At 41.7% G+C, this 20,339-nt stretch carries 14 protein-coding genes; 6 read left to right on the top strand and 8 right to left on the bottom strand.

Going from position 1 to position 20,339, the window contains the following annotated elements; genetic code table 11:
* Positions 1 to 53: 53 nt before the first annotated feature.
* The gene (locus NST59_RS03875; RefSeq protein WP_003214000.1) at positions 54 to 269 is read left to right on the top strand and encodes a DUF1128 domain-containing protein; all 216 of its coding nucleotides are present in this window, start codon (positions 54 to 56) and stop codon (positions 267 to 269) included.
* Positions 270 to 377: 108 nt separating this feature from the next.
* On the opposite strand, the gene NST59_RS03870 is transcribed toward NST59_RS03875, so the two are convergent.
* Positions 378 to 896, bottom strand: coding sequence for a type 1 glutamine amidotransferase domain-containing protein (locus NST59_RS03870; RefSeq protein WP_024425275.1), 519 nt, complete (start codon positions 894 to 896; stop codon positions 378 to 380).
* A gap of 254 nt (positions 897 to 1,150) precedes the next feature.
* Between NST59_RS03870 and NST59_RS03865 the strand changes: the two genes are divergently transcribed.
* Positions 1,151 to 5,443 carry a multifunctional 2',3'-cyclic-nucleotide 2'-phosphodiesterase/3'-nucleotidase/5'-nucleotidase gene (locus NST59_RS03865; protein WP_341040170.1) on the top strand — a complete coding sequence of 1,431 codons (4,293 nt, stop codon included), beginning with the start codon at positions 1,151 to 1,153 and terminating at the stop codon, positions 5,441 to 5,443.
* A gap of 16 nt (positions 5,444 to 5,459) precedes the next feature.
* Here the strand turns inward: NST59_RS03865 and treR are convergent, their stop codons facing one another.
* The 6 genes from treR to NST59_RS03835 all read right to left on the bottom strand — a co-directional run bounded on the left by treR (position 5,460) and on the right by NST59_RS03835 (position 13,484).
* Positions 5,460 to 6,188, bottom strand: a complete 729-nt coding sequence (treR, locus tag NST59_RS03860) for a trehalose operon repressor (RefSeq protein ID WP_144491763.1) — start codon at positions 6,186 to 6,188, stop codon at positions 5,460 to 5,462.
* A gap of 19 nt (positions 6,189 to 6,207) precedes the next feature.
* Positions 6,208 to 7,908, bottom strand: a complete 1,701-nt coding sequence (gene treC, locus NST59_RS03855) for an alpha,alpha-phosphotrehalase (RefSeq protein WP_144491764.1) — start codon at positions 7,906 to 7,908, stop codon at positions 6,208 to 6,210.
* 15 nt (positions 7,909 to 7,923) lie between these two features.
* On the bottom strand, positions 7,924 to 9,360 hold the full coding sequence (gene treP, locus NST59_RS03850) for a PTS system trehalose-specific EIIBC component (RefSeq protein WP_041087235.1): 1,437 nt from the start codon (positions 9,358 to 9,360) through the stop codon (positions 7,924 to 7,926).
* Between the two features lie 165 nt (positions 9,361 to 9,525).
* Positions 9,526 to 9,912 carry a DnaJ family domain-containing protein gene (locus tag NST59_RS03845; protein ID WP_341040167.1) on the bottom strand — a complete coding sequence of 129 codons (387 nt, stop codon included), beginning with the start codon at positions 9,910 to 9,912 and terminating at the stop codon, positions 9,526 to 9,528.
* 157 nt (positions 9,913 to 10,069) lie between these two features.
* On the bottom strand, positions 10,070 to 11,794 hold the full coding sequence (locus tag NST59_RS03840) for a methyl-accepting chemotaxis protein (protein WP_058837483.1): 1,725 nt from the start codon (positions 11,792 to 11,794) through the stop codon (positions 10,070 to 10,072).
* Positions 11,795 to 11,825: 31 nt separating this feature from the next.
* The gene (locus NST59_RS03835; RefSeq protein ID WP_039177127.1) at positions 11,826 to 13,484 is read right to left on the bottom strand and encodes a pyridoxal phosphate-dependent decarboxylase family protein; all 1,659 of its coding nucleotides are present in this window, start codon (positions 13,482 to 13,484) and stop codon (positions 11,826 to 11,828) included.
* Positions 13,485 to 14,063: 579 nt separating this feature from the next.
* Here NST59_RS03835 and NST59_RS03830 point away from each other — a divergent pair.
* Both NST59_RS03830 and NST59_RS03825 read left to right on the top strand, forming a co-directional pair.
* Positions 14,064 to 16,049: an LTA synthase family protein gene (locus NST59_RS03830; protein WP_126681355.1), complete on the top strand. Its 1,986-nt coding sequence runs from the start codon at positions 14,064 to 14,066 to the stop codon at positions 16,047 to 16,049.
* 98 nt (positions 16,050 to 16,147) lie between these two features.
* Positions 16,148 to 16,735, top strand: a complete 588-nt coding sequence (locus NST59_RS03825; RefSeq protein WP_144490807.1) for a YjgB family protein — start codon at positions 16,148 to 16,150, stop codon at positions 16,733 to 16,735.
* 43 nt (positions 16,736 to 16,778) lie between these two features.
* Here NST59_RS03825 and NST59_RS03820 read toward each other — a convergent pair whose 3' ends face one another.
* Positions 16,779 to 17,282, bottom strand: a complete 504-nt coding sequence (locus NST59_RS03820) for a DoxX family protein (RefSeq protein WP_024426621.1) — start codon at positions 17,280 to 17,282, stop codon at positions 16,779 to 16,781.
* A 479-nt stretch (positions 17,283 to 17,761) separates the two neighbouring features.
* On the opposite strand from NST59_RS03820, the gene NST59_RS03815 reads away from it, so the two are divergent.
* Positions 17,762 to 19,123 carry a DJ-1/PfpI family protein gene (locus NST59_RS03815; RefSeq protein ID WP_341040162.1) on the top strand — a complete coding sequence of 454 codons (1,362 nt, stop codon included), beginning with the start codon at positions 17,762 to 17,764 and terminating at the stop codon, positions 19,121 to 19,123.
* Positions 19,124 to 19,563: 440 nt separating this feature from the next.
* The gene (locus NST59_RS03810) at positions 19,564 to 20,322 is read left to right on the top strand and encodes a DUF817 domain-containing protein (RefSeq protein ID WP_058837487.1); all 759 of its coding nucleotides are present in this window, start codon (positions 19,564 to 19,566) and stop codon (positions 20,320 to 20,322) included.
* Positions 20,323 to 20,339 lie beyond the last annotated feature (17 nt).

Raw genomic sequence — 20,339 nt, 5'->3', positions numbered from 1 at the left:
CTGTTAAAATAGACATGTTATTCAACACATATGCAGGAAAGGACGTGCCGCCCTTGTCAGAGCAAAAAGCGGCTGAAGTCAATCAGCTGATTGAAGACATTTCGCAAAAGTTAAATATGCTGAACATTGGAGTCATCAAAGCCGAGGACTTCAGTCCAGACAAGTACGAAGATATTGAATTTCTACACCAAATGGTTATGAAAAAATCTTCATTCAGCCCAAGTGAAATGCAAGCCATCGCAAGCGAACTAAAAAACTTAAGAAAATAAACGTGCAAAGGAAACCAGATTGCGGTTTACGCCGCTTTCTTCCATCCATGCACAGAAAAAGCCAGCACCCCGCAAGGTGCTGGCTTTATTTATCCTATCAAAAACTGCTTATTTTGCGAGCAGTTTTAATGATTCACGGTTAAATGCTGGAATGTCATCAGGTGTACGGCTTGTCACAAGCTGATCCTGACAAACAACAACTTCTTCATCTTTGAATTTGGCGCCTGCGTTTTCCATATCTACTTGAATGGATGTATAGCCAGTCGCGCCTCTGCCTTCCAGCGTCTTCGCTGTAATGAGCAATTGCGGTCCGTGACAGATCGCAAATACTGGTTTTTTCTCGTCCATAAATGCTCTTGTGAATTGGACATAGCGATCATCTGCACGCAGAATGTCTGGTGAGAAACCGCCAGGAATCAGTAGTGCATCGAAGTCTTCAGGCTTCACGTTATCAATGGACGCATCCACTCTCACTTCTGCTTCTCCTTGCTTCCCTTTCACTGTTTTACCTTTTTCGTTTTCAATTACTGTGATCTCATGGCCTGCATCTTTAAAGGCTTTTGCAGGCTCGGTGAATTCAACATCCTCAAAGTAATCTGTTAATACAACTGCAATTTTCTTACCCATGTAGAAACCCTCCTGCTTGATTATCGTTTACACTACACACTATACCCGGGTACATTGAAATCAAACATCCTATCCCGATCAGAAAACCCCTTATGATAAAAATAAGCATTTAGACTTATTTATATTTCCTCAACAAGGTAATTCGTATGATTTATGTTATCTTTACAATAATCTGCAAAAAATAACTACAAAAGTTAACGAAACATTTCTACAATAGGTATTGTGGTCAAAAAAATTAGAAAGGCGGAGATCAGGTGAAGAAGCAAACACATAGGTCTAAACGAAGGAAAAACCTGTCTATTCTGCTCACTTCCATTATGATGATTAGTCTCATTCTCCCAGCAGTACCTACTCATGCAGCAATAGAAAACGGCGATGCCGTAAAAGTCAGCATCTTAGCCACAACGGATGTTCATGCGAACATGATGAACTATGATTATTACAGCGACAAAGAAACAAATGAATTTGGTTTGGCAAAAACAGCCGAGCTAATTGAAAAGCACCGTTCACAAAATCCAAATACACTCCTTGTTGATAACGGAGACCTGATTCAAGGAACCCCTCTTGGAGAATACGTTTACAAAAATGAGAAAGACAGCATCATCAATCAAACAAAGGTTCACCCCATTATTCATACACTCAACAAACTAAAGTACGATGCAGGAACACTTGGCAATCATGAATTTAACTACGGATTATCATTTCTTGACGGTACTATTGCCGGGGCTAACTTCCCAATTGTCAATGCGAACGTCAAAAAGTTAAATGGAGAACACCGTTTTACGCCTTATGTGATTCAAGAAAAAACATTTAAAGACGCAAACGGAGCCTCACAAACTGTGAAAGTCGGTTACATAGGATTCGTTCCACCACAAATTATGACGTGGGATAAGAAGCATTTAGATGGACAAGTTCAAGTGCAGGATATCGTCGAATCTGCCAATGAAACCATTCCTGAAATGAAGGAAAAAGGAGCAGATATCATCGTCGCTCTTGCCCATACAGGAATTGAAAAAACCGCTTCGCCTAAAGGATCAGAAAATATGATCTTTGACCTTGCCACGAAAACGAAAGGCATTGATGCGATCGTGTCTGGCCACCAGCACGGCACATTCCCAAGCGCTGAATATAGCGGCGTTGACAAATTCGATGTCTCAAAAGGAACCATCAACGGCATTCCAGTCGTCATGTCTAAAAACTGGGGAAGCTACCTCGGCGTCATTGATTTAACATTAGAGCCTGACGGCAGCAACTGGAAAGTCACAGATGGAACAGGAAAGATTGAATCTGTTGCAGGAGTCACCTCTCAAAACAGCACTGTAAAAGATGCTATTCAAACGACGCATCAAAACACACTTGATTATGTAAGAAAGCCTGTCGGTAAAACAGAAGCAGACATTAACAGCTTTTTTGCTCAAGTGATGGATGACCCTTCTATTCAAATTGTGACGGATGCACAAAAATGGTATGCACAAGAAAAAATGAAGGATACGTCATACAAAAACTTACCGATTTTATCTGCAGGCGCCCCGTTTAAAGCCGGCGGCCGAAACGGTGTAAATTATTATACAAATATCGCAAAAGGTGATTTAGCGATTAAAAACATCGGCGATCTCTACCTTTACGATAACACCGTGCAAATTGTCAAACTGAAAGGCAGTGAAGTGAAAGACTGGCTCGAGATGTCTGCCGGACAGTTTAATCAGATCAAGCCAAACGATTCAAATGAACAGCCTATTTTAAACGAAGAATACCGCTCGTATAACTTTGATGTGATCGATGGTGTCACCTATCAAGTTGATGTGACGCAGCCTGCTAAGTACAGCACAACAGGCACTCTTGTCAATGCGAAGGCAAACCGCATCAAAAACCTGTCCTACAACGGGAAACCAGTCTCTGACAATCAAGAATTTTTAGTCGTGACAAACAACTATCGAGCTTCTGGCGGCGGTGGCTTCCCGCATCTGACGCAAGATAAAGTGGTGCTTGCCTCAGCCGATGAGAACCGCCAAGTGCTGATGGATTATATTATCGAACAAAAAACCATCAACCCAAGTGCGGATCAAAACTGGTCCATTGCACCAATCAAAGGCGCAACAGTCACATTCGAATCTTCTCTTTTAGCTAAGCCGTTTGCTGAAAAATCTAGCAGTGTAGACTTTGTTCGTAACGCCAGCACAGATGGTCTTGGTGTGTACAAGCTAGCCTTTAAAGAGGATGGCACAACAGAACCGCCTGCATCAGACAACTGGAATTTAACGGTGATGCATACAAACGATACACACGCACACCTTGATGATGCGGCAAGACGTGCCACAAAGATTAAAGAAGTTCGGGCAGAAAGCAAGAACAACATTTTATTAGATGCTGGAGATGTCTTCTCTGGTGACCTATATTTCACAAAATGGCAAGGACTTGCCGACCTCAAACTGATGAACTTAATGAAATATGATGCCATGACGTTTGGTAATCATGAATTTGACAAAGGTCCTTCTGTTCTTCGTCAATTCCTGACAGGTGATGCATCAGATGTAGATGCGAAAAACCGTCACCAATTTGAAAAGCCTGCATTCCCGATTGTGTCATCAAACGTTGATGTCTCTAAGGAAAAACAATTGAGCGGCTTAGTGAAAAAGCCAGCCACATTTAAAGCTGGTGAGAAAAAAGAAGCTGGGATTTACCCATACATCCTGCTTGATGTAAACGGTGAAAAGGTGGCTGTATTTGGCTTAACCACTGAAGACACGGCCATTACATCCAGCAGCGGCCCTAACATTCAATTCAAGGATGCATACAAGAAAGCAAAGGAAACAGTCAACACCATTCAAACAGAAGAAAAAATCAATAAAATCATTGCTTTAACACACATTGGCTATAACCGTGACCTTGAGCTGGCTCAAAAAGTAGACGGTATTGATTTAATCATTGGCGGTCACACGCACACCCTTGTAGAAAAATTAAAGGTCGTCAATAAGAAAGAACCAACGATTGTCGCACAAGTAAAAGACTACGGACAATTCTTAGGAAAAGTAGACGTGGCCTTTAATCAAAAAGGAGTCGTACAGCCAAAGAAATCTTCTTTTGACCTCATCACCATAGATGACTCTGTCAAAGAAGATGCCGATGCAAAAGCGATCCTCGATCAGTACAAGGCAGATATTCAAGATTTAAAAACGGAAAAAGTCGGCTCTACTGATGTCCTCTTAGACGGACAACGAGAGCACGTCCGGGCGAAGGAAACGAACCTTGGGAACTTTATTGCTGACGGCATGCTGAAGAAAGCGCAGGAATCTGCTGGTGCTGATCTTGCCATCACAAACGGCGGCGGTATTCGAGGCAGCATTGAAAAAGGAGATATCACTTTAGGTGATATTTTAACGGTCATGCCATTCGGAAACACACTCTATGTTGCGGATTTAAAAGGCAGCCAAATAAAGAAAGCGCTCGAACAAGGGCTTTCAGGCATTGAGGAAGGCGGCGGCGCATTCCCTCATGTAGCCGGCATTGAATATACGTTTACACTGAGTAAACCAGCTGGCAGCAGACTCATTGATGTCAAACTGAAAGACAAAAACGGCAAACTAACAGACATTGATGATAAGAAAACATACCGCGTGGCAACAAACGCATTTGTCGGGACAGGCGGCGATGGCTACAGCGTCTTTACAGAAGCCTCTCACGGCGAAGACTTAGGCTATGTTGACTATGAAATCTTCAAAGAGCAAATTGAACAGGCAGACGGCGGGCATATTTCTCCTGTCATCGATCATCGAGTGAAAGAAGTGTTCCTTCCACGTGCGAAAGGAAAAGGCGCTTATGACATTCAAGATGATGAGAAATTCCAAACGTATGTGCAGCATACAAACAAAGCATTGCTCTATTTAGACAAAGCGAGCGAAGCGAAAAACGTTCAATTGTCACTATCAAAAGCACAGGTAACCGAGCTGAAGAAAAGAGAGCAAGATCCGAACGTCACTATTTATCATGACAAAGTGGGACTCGCATTACCGCTCTCTAACTTGTCCGAGAAAAACGCAGAAATATCGATGACAAAGACGGATAAGGTGAAAAATGCATTAACGAATACGTATGATTTCCAAATCAAACAAGATCAGAAAAAGGTTTCTACCTTTAAAGATCCTGTTACACTATCCTTTACATTAGATGAGCCTCAAAAGGCAAAGAAACCTGGTGTATATTATGTAGACCGCAAGAAAAATCGTTATGCCAAAACAAGTAATGGATCATTCGAAAATGGGGCCGTTTCAGGTCAAACTAAGCACTTCAGCGAATACACCGTACTCAACCAAAGCGGGGCAGTTGGAACAACGCCAGATCAAACTGGTGGAGACGGTGGAAGTTCAGCGCCAGGCGGAGGTACAGGTACAGATCCAAACCAAGATGGAACCGGACTCCCAGGCGGCACACTGCCGAATACAGCAACAATGATGTATACAGCTGTATTGATTGGCGTACTCATGCTTGCCTCAGGCGGCATCCTCTATTACTACCAGCGTAAGCGTACAAGAAAAAATGTATCATCTTAAAAGAAAAGGACAGAGCCTATGCTCTGTCCTTTTTTTCTCTTCTAGCAAAATCGACGAACCTGAAGCGGTCTAACCTGTGACGGCTTTCTGTGTATTGAAATAGACTCGTATCCTCTAAGAACACATAATTCTTTACCACGACGACATGGTCAAATCCCTTTAAATCAAGGTACTTGGCGTCCTCTTCTGTACATGGCTCTACCACAAATTCCTTTTGAGCATAGCTGATTGATACACCGAGTTCTCCTTCAATATACTCGTAGATTGATCCTTCGCATATGTCTTTAGACAATACTTCAACATGCTTTTGCAAAAAGTAGTCCTTGTCTAAAATCACTTCTTCCCCGCTAATATTGCGAGAGCGAATGACTTTCCAGACGTCCGTCTGTCCATCAATTTTCAGCTGAGACTGAATATACTGATCCGGTTTGATTAAACCAAATTCATGAACCGTTGTGACTGTCTTTCGGCCAAGCGTTTTGGAAAGCTCTTTAAAGCTGACAAGACCTGATACAGGGAACTGCATTTTCTCCCGATTCAGCAATACAGAGCCTTTCCCGCGGATTTTTTGGATATAGCCATTTTGCACAAGAATATTTAATGCCTTTCTCACCGTCTCCCGGGACGTGTCGTACATAATCGAAAGCTCATGCTCTGATGGGAGGATGCCTTTATCCTGCCATTCACCTTGTTCGATTCGTCTTGCTAGCTGATCATAAATCACTCGAAACTTATTCTCTTTCATTTTCCCTCCGCCCCATTTTCTAGCGTTTGGTTAAATGATAAACGATTGACTCATATGGGCGCAACGTAAATCCCTTGATATGTGCCGGCACATCCTCATAATTGGATAACAGCACTTGACACTCCATCTCATCAGCAGCCTGCACAAGCTCATCAGGAAGCGTAAAGTGCGCCTCACCTGCATAAAAGTGGTTGATCACGAGGAGCTTCTCATCCTTGCTTTCTCTAACATAAGCAAAAATCTTTGGATCTTCTGCTAGGAGTAAGGAGAAGCTGCCATATGTGATCACGTCAAGTTCTTTACGCAGTCTGCAAAGGGCTTGGTAATGATAGAAAATGGACGTCTGATCTTTTAATGAAGCCTCGACCGAAATGTCGTTATTGGCTGGCTCAATCCAAGGCGTTCCTGTTGAGAAACCTGCATTCTTCTCTGAATTCCACTGCATTGGTGTTCTCGCATTATCTCTTGACTTGACCTGTAAAATGGCGAGTGCTTCTTCCTTTGATTTTCCCTTTTCAAGCATGACTTCGTACATATTGAGTGATTCGATATCACGATAAGACGAAATGTCCTCAAAGCGAGGATTCTTCATGCCTATTTCCTCACCTTGATAAATATAAGGAGTCCCTTGCATGAGATGCATTGTGGTTGCCAGCATCTTCGCTGATTGCTGATGATACGTGTCATCATCACCATACCTTGAGACGATACGCGGCTGATCATGATTGCACCAGAACAGCGCATTCCAGCCGCCGCCCTCATGCATTTTCGTCTGCCATTCAGAAAGAATCGACTTCAATTCTTGAAAATCAAATGGTGCGATCGCCCACTTTTCACCGTTTGGATAATCCACCTTTAAATGATGGAAGTTAAACGTCATATCCAGCTCCTGCCGATCAGGTCTTGTATACCGAATACAGTCTGCGATATTCGTTGAAGACATTTCTCCCACTGTCATGCTATCGTATTTCGAAAAAACCTCCTGGTTCATTTCATGCAGAAATTCATGAATTCTCGGACCATCGGTATAGTACATGCGGCCGTCGCCTTGCACAGATTGTCCGGCATCATCTAAGAAACGCTGATCCTTTGAGATGTTGTTGATGACATCCAGCCTAAACCCATCAATTCCTTTTTCAAACCAAAAGTGCATGATGTCATATACTTTCCTGCGCACTTCATCCTTCTCCCAATTGAGATCCGCCTGAGTGACATCATATAAATGAAGATAATAATCTCCTGTTACTTCATCGAGTTCCCAGGCTGGACCGCCAAATTTCGACTGCCAATCATTCGGCGGAGATCCATCCGCTTTTGGCTCCTTCCAAATATAATAATCTCGATAAGGGTTATCCTTTGACTCACGCGAGGCTTGAAACCACTCATGGAAAATGGATGTATGGTTAACGGCTAAATCCATGATGACCCTTATTCCTCTCTCATGCGCTTCCTTCAGCATGCGTTCAAAATCTGTCATTGTGCCGTACATCTCATGGATTTTTGTATAATCACTAATATCATAGCCGTTGTCATGCTGCGGGGACTCATACATTGGCGTGAGCCAAATACAATCCGCCCCAAGCTCTTTGATATAATCAAGCTTTTTCGTCACGCCATTGATATCACCTGTCCCAGAGCCTGTTGTATCTAAAAAGCTTTTCGGATAAATTTGATAGACCACCGCTTTTTTCCACCACGGTTCATTTGTTTGCTGATTCAATTTCCTTCACCACCACTAGTTAAGTTCGTCTGAAAAATCCTTCTTCTTTTTTAGTTTTGCATATAAAAGAGTACCGATGAATGGGAGGATGAGTACAATCACCATTCCGATTGCAAATGCACCCCAATATTTCGGGATAATGGAGAAGATTCCTGGAATGCCTCCAACACCAACTGAACTTGCCAGCACCCCTTGAGAAGCGATAAACATACCGGCTAATCCTGAGCTGATCAGAGCAAAAATAAATGGGAATCGATAACGCAGGTTGACCCCAAACATGGCCGGTTCAGTAATTCCTAAATAAGCAGAAATACTGGATGTTAACGAAAGTCCTTTTTGCTTTTCATCTTTTAAGACAAACATCATCGCAAGGGCAGCTGATCCTTGTGCAATGTTGGATAAGGCAAGCATTGGCCATAGGAACGTGCCGTGCAGCTTTGAGTTAATCAATTGAATATCAACAGCGAGGAACGTATGGTGCATTCCTGTAATGACTAATGCTGCATACAGTCCGCCGTATAATAGACCGCCAAGTGCTGCGAATTGCTGGAATACCGCTACAAGTCCAGATGTTAAAACGTTACCGATTGCAAATGTAACAGGTCCAATGACGATAAATGATAAAAATCCAATGACTAATAACGTAATCGGTGCAACAACTAACAGCTGAATACTTTCAGGTGTCCGTTTTGTGATAAATAATTCGAGCTTTGCAAGTAAATAGGAGGCAACGAGTATCGGAAGAACCTGTCCTTGATAGCCTACCTTCTGCACTTCAAGTCCAAACAAGTTCCAAACAGGAATGTCACCGGTCTTCTCTGCCGCTCCATAGCCCCATGCGTTTAACAAGTCTGGATGTACGAGCATCAGACCGAGGACCATCCCTAAAAGTGGATTCCCCCCAAATCGCTTCACAGCTGACCAGCCAATTAATGCTGGCAGGAACGTGAAGGCAGTGCCAGCAATTAAGTTGATCATATTCGCTAAATCAGCCCATGCCGGGTACACATCCACAATCGATTTTTGATCGAAGAAAATATCAGGAGCTGTTAAAATATTATTAATCCCCATTAATAAACCGGCTGTGACGATAGCAGGAAGAATCGGTATAAAGATATCAGCAAGCGTTTTCACAGCACGCTGCAATGGATTCAATTTTTGATCAGAGGCACGCTTGACGTCCTCTTTTGTGGCTTCCCCAATTCCCGTCCTTTTGACCATTTCGGCATATACTCGATTGACGACCCCTTGGCCGATAACAACTTGGTATTGACCGTTCGCTGAGAAAGATCCCTTCACTTCATCAATTTGTTCAAGTGCTTTCTCATCCACCTTACCTTCATCTTTCAGCACAAAGCGCAGCCTTGTTACACAATGTGTCGCTTGATCGATATTTTCTTTGCCGCCGATGGCTTTCACAATCTGATCTGCTGCTGCCTGATAATCAGCCATACTATCCCCTCCGAGATCGTTTTTTTATATAAGAAAAAAGAACCAAAAAACTTGTATATACATGTTTACTTCATATTTTATATTTGTATATACATGTAGTCAACAATAAAATGTAGCGCTTACATAAAAAAGCTCCCTCAATGTGCTCAGGGAGGCAGCGTGTCATCATCTTTTTTTATGCTCCGTTAATTTCTCGTAGACCTTATTTTTGTAAAAGGAGGAGGCTGGTCGGGCAAAAGTTTGACGCTTAGATGTAAGTTCATCCAGACGTTTTTGTTTTTCTTCACATATGAGAGACAGTTTCTTTCTTACCTCTCCATCTATACTCGATTGAAGTAATTCTTTGACAATCATAAGTTCTTTTTTCAGCGCTGTTTCTTCCCCAGCAAATCCGGCATTTTTCATAATGCGGTAGCCCATTCTAAGTTCTTCTGGTACATGAGCAGCGTCATCTTTTGGCAGAGGCTTCCCAAAGCCAGATAATCCTTCAAAAGCCCCATTATCCATCGCTTTTTTGATCCGTTCTTCTGATAATCTCTGCGCAAAATCCATAGCGTTTCTCCTTTGACCGCAAGTATGTGATTAAGCATAGCAAAAAAGCTGCCTCTCTCACAAGAGCCAACTTCAGCGTCTAGACAAACCGCATTCGGTGCTCATCCCTACTTCACTGAAAAGAGAAAAAGGGCTAAAATATTTTAGCCCTTTCTCGTTATTTCTTGTCGATTTTGAAAGTTGAGACCATTTGTGCTAAGTCGTCTGACATGTCAGAGAGCTGTTCAATCGCACTTGAAATTTGCTGCATACCAGCACTTTGCTGTTCTGTTGCTGCCGCTACTTCTTGAGAGCTGGCTGCATGTTCTTCCGATACAACAGAAATTTGCTCAATCGATGTAGAAATCGTTTGATATGCTCGCTCAACTTGCTTAATAGAAGCAAGCAAATTGTTCGTTCTTCTTGAAAACTGAGATACACCGTCGTAAATCACAGCGAAGTTCTGTGACGTGCCTTCCATTTGCTCACGTCCTTCTTCCACTGCTTTACTGCTTTCCTCTACGCTTTCAAGAACACGCTGGCTGTTTTCCTGTGTACCGATAACGAGGTCTGAAACAGTTTTAGCTGCATCTGCTGATTGCTCTGCTAATTTACGTACCTCATCTGCCACAACAGCAAACCCTTTTCCTTCTTCCCCAACACGTGCCGCTTCAATGGAAGCATTCAGTGCAAGAAGATTCGTTTGTGCTGAAATGTCCGTAATAATCGAGATCACACTTTCAATCTCCGTTGAATGGGATTGTAATTCTTCTGCTGCCTGCTTCGAGTTGGTCATCTTGTCATGTAACAAGTTCAGATGATCAAGCACATGGTTCACAAGTTTTTGACCAGATTCTGACTGCTCCTGTACGTCAGATGAAACAGATTTCATTTCATCGACTTCTTTTGTGACACCTTCGATTTGAGTATCGATCTCTGCAACAGATCTCGTACAATCCGTAATATTTGCGACAGAATCATTGATTCCTTCACTCATATTCGTCATGGCTTCTGACACTTGCTGCGCACTTTGACTTGATTCGTTCGTCACCGTGCGAAGCTGTGAAGACATTTTTGATACTTCACTAGATGAGTGCGAGATCTTCGAAATGAGCTCTTTGATCCGCCCCTGCATCTTTTGGAAGGATGCAGCAAGCTGGCCGATCTCGTCTTTACTCTCAACTTCTACCATTCCAGTTAAATCACCGTCAGCAATTCGGTTCGCTGAATCCATCAATGAACGTGCTGGTTTCGCAATTCTTCTTCCCATGATAAAGGAGAAGAGCAATCCACCGATGAGCACAATAGCCGATGCAACCGTAATGTAGATTGTCAGCTTCTTCGTTGTGGCTGGAACAATTGATGCATCTAAATCAATCCCTAAAATCCCTGTCAGCTCACCGCCTGAATCTTTGATTGGCAAAAAGACTGATTTATGTGTTCCATATGAATCATGGTAAATATCACTTTTGACCATTTTATCTTCAGAGAGAGCTTGCTTCATCTCATCTGAGAATGCATAATCCTGGTCAAAATCATTGTCTTCCCCAGTTAATACGATAATTCTTTCTTTACCGCCTTTATTAGATAACACGTATAAGTTCTCAAGCGTATGATCTTTTTGAAGCTCTGTGAATTTCTTTTTGATATCGACATAAATGGGATCATCCTTCCCGCTAATGCTGAGCACGTTTCCATCGATGTTATCGATTTCTTTTTTGGCGGTATCAATATCTGTTGTTAATCGATAATCAAATTGCTTTAATAACTGGGATGATAAATCCTGGCTGACTAGATAAAATGTTAGAACGAATAATGCAACGGTTGCGAGTAATGTTACGGTAACGACTGACATGATTTTAGAGGATATCGTGTATCCTCCAAATTTCCTTTGTTTCGCCATTTTTTCCTACATCTCCACTCTCAGATTTGATTTAAGCATGTACATTTTCAAATTGTCCACAAACAGATGCAATCACATCTTTTAAATAAGATACGATATGAGGGATATGCTCTGGTAACGTATAAGGTGAGATGACAAAAAACTTACTAACACTTAGATAGAATTCTTGACCTTCTTTTGAGTTAACAAGTAAAAACTTCGTTGTATCGCCAAAGAACATCTCGTCTCTTTTCTCTCCAAGTTTTTCAAACAGCATTTTGTTCAATTCATTGTTTCGCTCAATTTCCATTGAAGTCGCTTCGCCAGAAATCTCTTCTTGAAAACGCGGTGAGCCGTCTAGGTAAATTCTAAATAATGTAGCCATTCCGACGTTGTCATCATTCACGACTTCTGCTTGCGGAATTTCCCTACTAAGTGCTTCTCTGAAGGCAAGGTTTACTTCTAAGAATTGACCGAGCAAGCGCTGGTAGCCTTCAATCCCAAACGTTAACAGCACACTCAGCATGCTGATTGAGCTTCCCATTCTTGAGCACTCAAGTGTATAACCCGTATGGTATTCCCCGTAGCCTCTATGGCCAACATATGGCGTCTCTTGTTCTTCCAGATCCAAACGCTTTAAGTCAGCAGCGTTTTTCACTAAGAATAAACTGGATGTGTAAGGTGTTTGGCCGAGCTTTTGAAAATCAAAGCACATCGAGTCTGCAAGAGAAAGATGCTGGAATTTCGCTTTGATTTCTTTTAGCATACGAAGAACACCGTCTGAGAATTGCAGCGGGTTTTCTGATACATCATACTCATTAAAGAAAGCAAAGAATCCACCCAGCGCCGAATCTGCATGAATATGCGGCACCTTCAGATCATACTTTTCAGCAATCGCTTCTGCTGTTTCACGTACCCCTTTTACATCATCAATTGCAATGGCATCTGTTGTTCCGGTTGTTGCCACAATATAAACGGGAATCCCGCCATCCTGTGCAACACGTTCCATTTGACAACGCAAATCTTCCATATCCATTGAATGATCTTTATTCGTCTTAATTCTGATTAAGTTGTTTGTGCCAAGTCCTGTTGCTTCCATTGACTTAAATAAGCTGTAATGTGCGGCATCAGAACAAAACGCATAAAGATTTTGCGGAACTCCTTTTCGCAGTGACTCCGGCGCTGCTTTGGCAATCGCTAAACGAAGTCCTGAAAAAATCGCTCCTTGACCTCCCCATGTTGTGTATCCCCCGCTCACGTTTGGATCATATCCGATGAGCTTAGACATCATTGAGACCACTCTGACCTCAGCTTCCGCACCTGCTGGCCCGTAAACATCCCATAGGTTGTTTCCGTTTACCAGCATAGCTGTCAGCATGCCTAAAATTCCTGGTGTACTTGCCATTGGCAAAATGTTCGTGAAGAAATACTTGGTGTGGTATGGATGGTTATGTAAAAGCTTCAGTAATTCTTCATTCACAAGTTCCGCTTGCTGGCCGTTCATCGGAATTTGACTTGTTTCAGTGAGCTTTTTGTAAAAGTCCTCCCCACGATTCTTTTCACCTTTAAGGTGTGCACGGTTGGGATCCTTCAGGTCATCGACCCCTGAAATGATCTGCTCCATCAATTTGACGAGTTCTTTACGCTCTCCTGCATTTCCGTCCTCACTCGGAAACCAGTTCTGAACGAGGTTCTCTGCTCGTACAGTCATATACTATCAATCCTTTCAATGGAAGATTTCCTGTCACTGTCTATATCGACCCCAATTCAGAAGTTTATAGTCTCGATATGTTCACTTAAGTATATCTAGATAATTTGTTTACTTATTAAAATAAATAAAACCCTTAAAAAACACATTAAAAGCATTATGTTGATGAAATACAAAAATATATTGATATATCGTATGAGAGGAATTTTTATCCATCATCTTGTTCCATTCCATTGTTCATTTTTTTTGCTTAACCTGCATAAACATTAATAAACAATGGAAAAACTCTCTAAATGACCATTGTAGAAATTAAATTAATTCTTTAGACTTATGCCTTTTTACCTGTTTTATTGATATAGCAACTGGAAAATTGCTGAATTTTCTGTCAATAATAGGTCGATTTTCATAAAAAGTTTTTCGATGGGCGAATATTTTCATTTTCTCTCCTTTTATTGCTCGGACAGGCTTGCAAAGGCGCCTCACCGGTTATGACTTTTCTATTTGTGCATTTCGTGGTATATTCTAATGGTTCGTTTTCTTTCGTTCCGCCTCTTCCGTGTATCGGAGAAAAGGAGTGTTTATATGAAAACATTTATTCAAAAAAGAGGTCTCGGCTTCTTTCTGATTGCAGCCATCTTACTATGGCTCAAAACGTATTCAGCGTATTTAATCGAATTTAAACTTGGTATATCAAATGTGCTTCAGCATATTTTGCTTTTCGTGAATCCTATTAGCTCCAGCTTGTTCTTTCTTGGCTTTGCTTTATTGTTCAAGAAAAAATGGCAGCCTGCCGCTATCATTGTGATTCACTTTTTCATGTCTTTTTTACTATACGCAAACATCGTGTACTATCGATTCTTCAATGACTTTATCACGCTGCCTACAGTGATGCAGGCAGGAACGAATGGCGGACAATTAGGTGATAGTGCATTTTCACTCATGCGTTGGACTGATGTGTTTTACTTTATTGATACAATCATTTTGATCGTACTTGCAGTCCGCATGAAAAGGCAGCAGCAAACAAGTACAGCCACGACTGTACCTGTACAAAAGTCAAAATCGTTTAGACTCGTCCTTGTGTCCTCTGTTGTGATCTTTGTTTTAAACTTAGTTGCTGCAGAGATCGATCGTCCAGAGCTTTTATCAAGATCGTTCGACCGCAATTATTTAGTTAAATATTTAGGTGCTTATAACTTTACTGTGTTTGATGCCATTCAAAATGTGAAATCAAACAGCCAGCGTGCTCTCGCAAATTCAAATGACGTGACAGATGTAGAGAATTATTTAAAAGCGAACAGCGCTGATCCTAACCCGGCTTATTACGGGAAAGCGAAAGGCATGAACGTGATTACAATTTCTCTTGAATCTCTGCAAAACTTTGTCATTGATTATAAAGTGAATGGAAAAGAAGTAACGCCGTTCCTTAACTCATTGGCACACGACAACAAAACGTTTTACTTTGATAACTTCTTCCATCAAACAGGACAGGGAAAAACGTCTGATGCTGAATTTATGATGGATACTGGATTATTCCCATTATCACAGGGCTCTGTTTTTATTAACAAAGCGCAAAACACATATCAAGCACTTCCTGGTATTTTAAAGAAGGATCAATATACGTCAGCCGAATTCCATGGTAATACGAAAACCTTCTGGAACCGTAATGAAATGTTTAAATCCTTTGGGTATGACAGATTTTACGATTCTGAGTACTACGATATGAACGAGCAGGATACGAAGAACTACGGACTGAAAGACAAACCGTTCTTCAAAGAATCGATGCCAATGCTTAAAAACATGAAGCAGCCGTTTTATTCGAAATTCATTACCTTATCGAACCATTTCCCATTTGGAATGGACGAAGGTGACACTGATTTCGAACCTGGTGACTTCGGTGACTCTGTCGTCGATAACTACTTCCAATCGGCTCATTATTTAGATGAAGCGATTGAACAGTTCTTCAACGATTTGAAAAAGTCAGGTCTCTATGACAACACAGTCGTCATTATGTACGGAGATCATTATGGCATTTCTGAAAACCATAATGAAGCGATGGAAAAAGTGACAGGGCAAAAAATTGGAGATTATGAAAATGCACAGCTCATGCGTGTGCCGCTCTTTATCCATGTACCTGGCGTAAAAGGCGGACAGATTCATAAATACTCTGGTGAAGTCGATGTCGCACCAACCCTTCTGCACCTGCTCGGCGATGATACGAAGAACTATTTAATGTCTGGTTCTGATATCTTATCGAAGAACTTTAAAGAGCTTGTGCCATTTAGAAACGGTGACTTCGTGTCTAAGGACTACACAAAAGTAGGCAATAACTATTACAGCAACAAAACAGGCGAGAAAATCGAGCCAACTGACAAGGCATCACAAGAAAATGAAACGGTGAAAAAGATGTTGGAGACATCTGATAAGATTGTCACCGAAGATTTACTCCGTTTCTACAAGCCTAAAGGCTTTACACCGATTGACCGCAACGACTATGACTATACAAAGAAAGTACAGGATGAAAAGGATTCCTCTTCCGCCAAAGATGAATCCAGCTCTTCTTCAAAATAACTTTCTCATGCTAAGAACCAGCCGATCCTTGATCAGCTGGTTCTTTTTACGTTTGATCATGATTGCACCGGGTATAGGAGAAGAAGGAGGGATTTATCATGAAGAAAACAGCAGCTTTTGTCGTGACTGCCTCGCTTGCTTCGTCCGCTTTATTCGGTTTCAGCCCTGCGGTCTCAGCACACGCCATGACCAAACCAGCAGCAGAACAATCCGTTCCTCAAGGTCCAAAAGCCGCACTTAACAGCATTTATGAGCTGGCACATAAAGGGCAGATGCCTTACTATGCAAAAGGGCTCAAAATAGGCGTTCAAACAAAAAAAGACGTTCATCATAAGCTCGGAAATCCATACCCAGAAACAGGACAAAGCAGCTTTGATCTCTATCACGCTGAAATGGGGAATCCAGGATTTGCTTTTCACTATGATGCAAAAGGCAAGATTGATGAAATCCGTTATTTCGGAACGAATGTAGAAAAAGAAACGAATATTGGTGGAATGACCCCTGCACTACTAAAGAAACAGCTCGGATCAGCGGATTCAGTGAGCACCATCCCGCAAACAAAAGAGAAAAAATATGTGTATCGAACCAGTGATTATGAACTCGAATTTATTGTAGGCCATGATCCAGATATTAGCCAGCATGAACTCACCGTGCTGCATATCAACTTGATAAAAGCCAATTCTTAAATAAAAAAGCATCCTGAGCACATGCTCTGGATGCTTTTCTTTATTATGATGCCACTTCTAATTGCGGCTTTCTTTTCAGTTTTCGTTTGAGGACTGGACCTGCTACATAATCAAGACCAAGTTTTCCGGCATTTCCTTTCGCTGCCATGATGAAGACTGCGATCAGAAGAAGCAGCGGGTTCACAGAGACGGTTCCAGCTAGTAAGAAAGAGACATTCATCACGCTTCCAAAAAAGGCTGCCGTTGTTGTGAATAATCCGACAATTAATCCTAGGCCTACTAAGATTTCACCCCACATGACCATGGCACTAAATAATCCGGCATTCGGCAAAGCGACATTTTCTAAAAACCATACATAGAATGGATACACAAGATGACCATCTTTGACGACAGGTTCAGATATCGCAAATTGCAAATAGCCTGATGCATCAAATCCACCTGTTAGTTTTCCAATACCAGATGTCAGCCAAGTCCATCCGATATAAAGTCTTGCTGCCAAAAGGATAACGGCTGCCCATACATTCGTTTGTAAGAATTTTGTAAACATGATGATGCCTCCTTTTAAATTATGTGAAATATTTCACATTTTCTTTATGATCTTATTATACTATGTTATATCTTATTTGTGATCTTTTTCACATATATATTCACAAATTGTTCATGAATATCTAATTTATGCAAATCTCAAAAGTGTGTGCAGCTTGTAGAAATAAACTTTTGGAGTGTGACGCGTTTCATGGTTTTCAAACAACTCAACTGCTGTGTCAAAGTACGATAGGGATGAGGTATTGGTTAGTAGTGATGTGTACCTTTAAAGAACCAGAAGTAATACTCTAACAACCTGTCCGGTCAGTTAATATTTTAAAATAAGCTTTCGTCTGCTGTTCGAGAAAAAAGTCCTTTACTAAGACCTTAGTCAGAGAAAATATAAGCCTCGAGCGGGTTTAATCAATTTCCTCCTCCCTTTATTATCAAAGTAAGTAACACGTCACAATTAACTAGAGAACATTAAGGGAGAGAAGACAATTGAATAAATTATGGCGTTTCATCGTGTATGTATGCGTTTTCGTTCTGGTTGTTGGAGGAACCGGAGCGATCGGTTTCATGAGCACGATGCAGGAGGCTATGTCGGTTTATGATAAGCCAGTTCCTGCTTCTCTACAAAGCATCCAAACTCCTACCTATGATTCGAAAAAGCCAGCAGTGGTCGTTATTTTGGCGAATGAAGTAACCGAGGTGTTTGATTTTCTCGTACCATACGAAATGTTCTCCATGACGGGTTCGTACAATGTATTTGCGGCAGCTCCCAACAAAAACATAAAATCGTTGACGGGCGGGCTTGATGTCGTACCGCATTACTCTTTCGACGAGTTGGACAAATTGACAGGCAAAAGCCCGGATATAATTGTGATCCCTTTCATGCCGATTTTGGATGAAGCGCAATACAAGCCCGTCCGCGATTGGATAAGGAAGCACTCCGGCAAGGAAACGATATTGTTGTCCATCTGCAATGGGGCGGAAAATTTGGCGGATACCGGCCTGCTGAACAGGAAATCTGCAGCAACACATTGGGGAGATATCGGCAGATTGGAAAAGAAATATACCGAGATTACTTGGAAAAGGGATCAGCGTTACGTGCATGACGGTAACATAGTCTCCTCCGCCGGCCTGACTTCGGGGATTGATGCCACACTGTATGTTATATCCCAGCAAATGGGAGATCCTGTAGCGGAGAAAGTGGCGAAGGAAATGAATTACCCTTCCTACGATTTTGTTCAGCATCCGCAAATGGAGCCTTTCACGGCCGGATTGAGCGATATCGTCTATATTTTGAACAATGCGTTTCAATGGAGCAAGGAAAAGAACGGAGTCCTGCTGTATGACGGTGCCGACGAGCTTATGTTATCCTCGGCTTTTGACACGTACGGGGCTTCTGGAACAACAACAACATTGACGATATCCAACAAACGCGAGCCGGTTGTTACTCGGCACGGTCTGAACCTGATCGCCCGATATCAAATAGAGGATGCTCCAAAACTCGACAAAATGATTTTTGTGGGACCGGACGTGAAGACGCGCGCTGCAGATGATATCCGAAACTGGAACGTGAACGGTGGAAAGGCTGAGCAGCTTTTCCTGCACAGTGATTCGCCAGAGCGGTTCGCGATGGAACCTGCGTTTGAAGATTTGGCGAAGCAAGAAGATATCTTGACGGCGAAATTCGCCGCCAAGCGGCTCGAGTACCGCGCCACAAGCCAGCTTAAGCTTAAAGGATCATCATTTTCGTACGAAGCGTTCGGCATACCGATCGGTGTCGGCTTGTTGTCTATGTTCGTCGTATATTTGGTAGAAAGACGTTTCTTAAGGAAAAAAACTGTTCCTGCATAAAACAGGAAGCAAAAGAAACATCACAGTTTAGGAAGAAGAAGCACAATCCATTTACAATTAAGAGTAAATGAGATTGATCATGCTTTGAAAGTTGCCATAATGGTTGATTACTATAAATTTAATTAAATTCCTGATAAAAAATGATCAAACTTTTTTATAAAACCAAAACTTAAATATGCTAGAGAAGAATCCATTTTGATCATACTTTTTTCAAAATGGATTCTTCTAATTTATCGTAAAATAAGGGTTTATGAGGTATTTTTGATTAAACTTTATAAAAACACCCTCTATTAAGAGGGTGTTCTTTGAGCTGAGTCAAAACTGAACAGGTCACCACCAGAATTCATCTTATCTTGTTCTTTCTGCTTCATAGAGGTAAACTTTTCCCTTGCGAAAACCGTCTAAGTCATTTCAGACAGTAAAAAGGGGTTTAATTTTGTATGAAAACACTATTTCATTTTGCTTATTTACAGGCCATCTCATGTCTATTCCCCGTCATGATCTTTGCGGCGCTTGCCCTATCAAAGACGGTGTCTATTCCTTTTCTTCACCGGTATGATTTCATTCTACTGCTTTGCCTCGCAGCTCAAATCCTAATGCTTGCGCTGCGGCTGGAGACTTGGACGGAGCTAAAGGTCATTTGTCTATTTCATCTCATAGGAATCTGTTTGGAAGTGTATAAAGTACATATGGGCTCTTGGTCCTACCCAGAAGAAGCTTATACAAAAATATTCGGGGTTCCACTTTATAGCGGCTTTATGTATGCAAGTGTGGCTAGTTATATTTATCAGGCATTTTCACGACTTCATGTAAAAGTGACCGACTGGCCTCATCCATTTCTTTCAATTGGTATCAGTTTGTGCATTTATCTCAATTTCTTTACGCATCACTGGCTTTATGATGTCAGGTGGTGGCTGACATGTCTGCTTGTTGTTGTGTTTTGGAAAACGTCGGTTTCGTTTCAGGTTGGTCCATCTTCCTTTCGAATGCCGCTTGTTGTTTCATTTTTCCTGATTGGCTTTTTCATTTGGATTGCCGAAAATGTCACCACCTTTTTAGGCGCATGGCAATATCCAAATCAGCAGCATGCTTGGTCCATTGTTCATCTAGGGAAAATTAGTTCATGGTTCTTACTCGTCGTGATCAGTATTGTGCTAGTGATCGAACAGCGTAAACAAAAAAACGTTCAGCCCGTTTGACCTGGCTGAACGCTTTT

Source organism: Bacillus sp. FSL R5-0439, assembly GCF_038008805.1.
Classification (GTDB): Bacteria; Bacillota; Bacilli; order Bacillales; family Bacillaceae; genus Bacillus; species Bacillus safensis.
The sequence above is the reverse complement of the archived record's forward strand: the minus strand, read 5'-3'. Positions and strand labels throughout refer to the sequence as shown.

What these genes read in the sequence shown, in the direction of transcription:
- NST59_RS03810 (WP_058837487.1), top strand. Translation starts at nt 19,564, where the DNA reads ATGAAAACACTATTTCATTTTGCTTATTTACAGGCCATCTCATGTCTA.
- treP (WP_041087235.1), bottom strand. Translation starts at nt 9,360, where the DNA reads ATGGCTGATTATCAGGCAGCAGCAGATCAGATTGTGAAAGCCATCGGC.
- NST59_RS03830 (WP_126681355.1), top strand. Translation starts at nt 14,064, where the DNA reads ATGAAAACATTTATTCAAAAAAGAGGTCTCGGCTTCTTTCTGATTGCA.
- NST59_RS03820 (WP_024426621.1), bottom strand. Translation starts at nt 17,282, where the DNA reads ATGTTTACAAAATTCTTACAAACGAATGTATGGGCAGCCGTTATCCTT.
- NST59_RS03840 (WP_058837483.1), bottom strand. Translation starts at nt 11,794, where the DNA reads ATGGCGAAACAAAGGAAATTTGGAGGATACACGATATCCTCTAAAATC.
- NST59_RS03845 (WP_341040167.1), bottom strand. Translation starts at nt 9,912, where the DNA reads ATGGATTTTGCGCAGAGATTATCAGAAGAACGGATCAAAAAAGCGATG.
- NST59_RS03825 (WP_144490807.1), top strand. Translation starts at nt 16,148, where the DNA reads ATGAAGAAAACAGCAGCTTTTGTCGTGACTGCCTCGCTTGCTTCGTCC.
- NST59_RS03835 (WP_039177127.1), bottom strand. Translation starts at nt 13,484, where the DNA reads ATGACTGTACGAGCAGAGAACCTCGTTCAGAACTGGTTTCCGAGTGAG.
- NST59_RS03870 (WP_024425275.1), bottom strand. Translation starts at nt 896, where the DNA reads ATGGGTAAGAAAATTGCAGTTGTATTAACAGATTACTTTGAGGATGTT.
- treR (WP_144491763.1), bottom strand. Translation starts at nt 6,188, where the DNA reads ATGAAAGAGAATAAGTTTCGAGTGATTTATGATCAGCTAGCAAGACGA.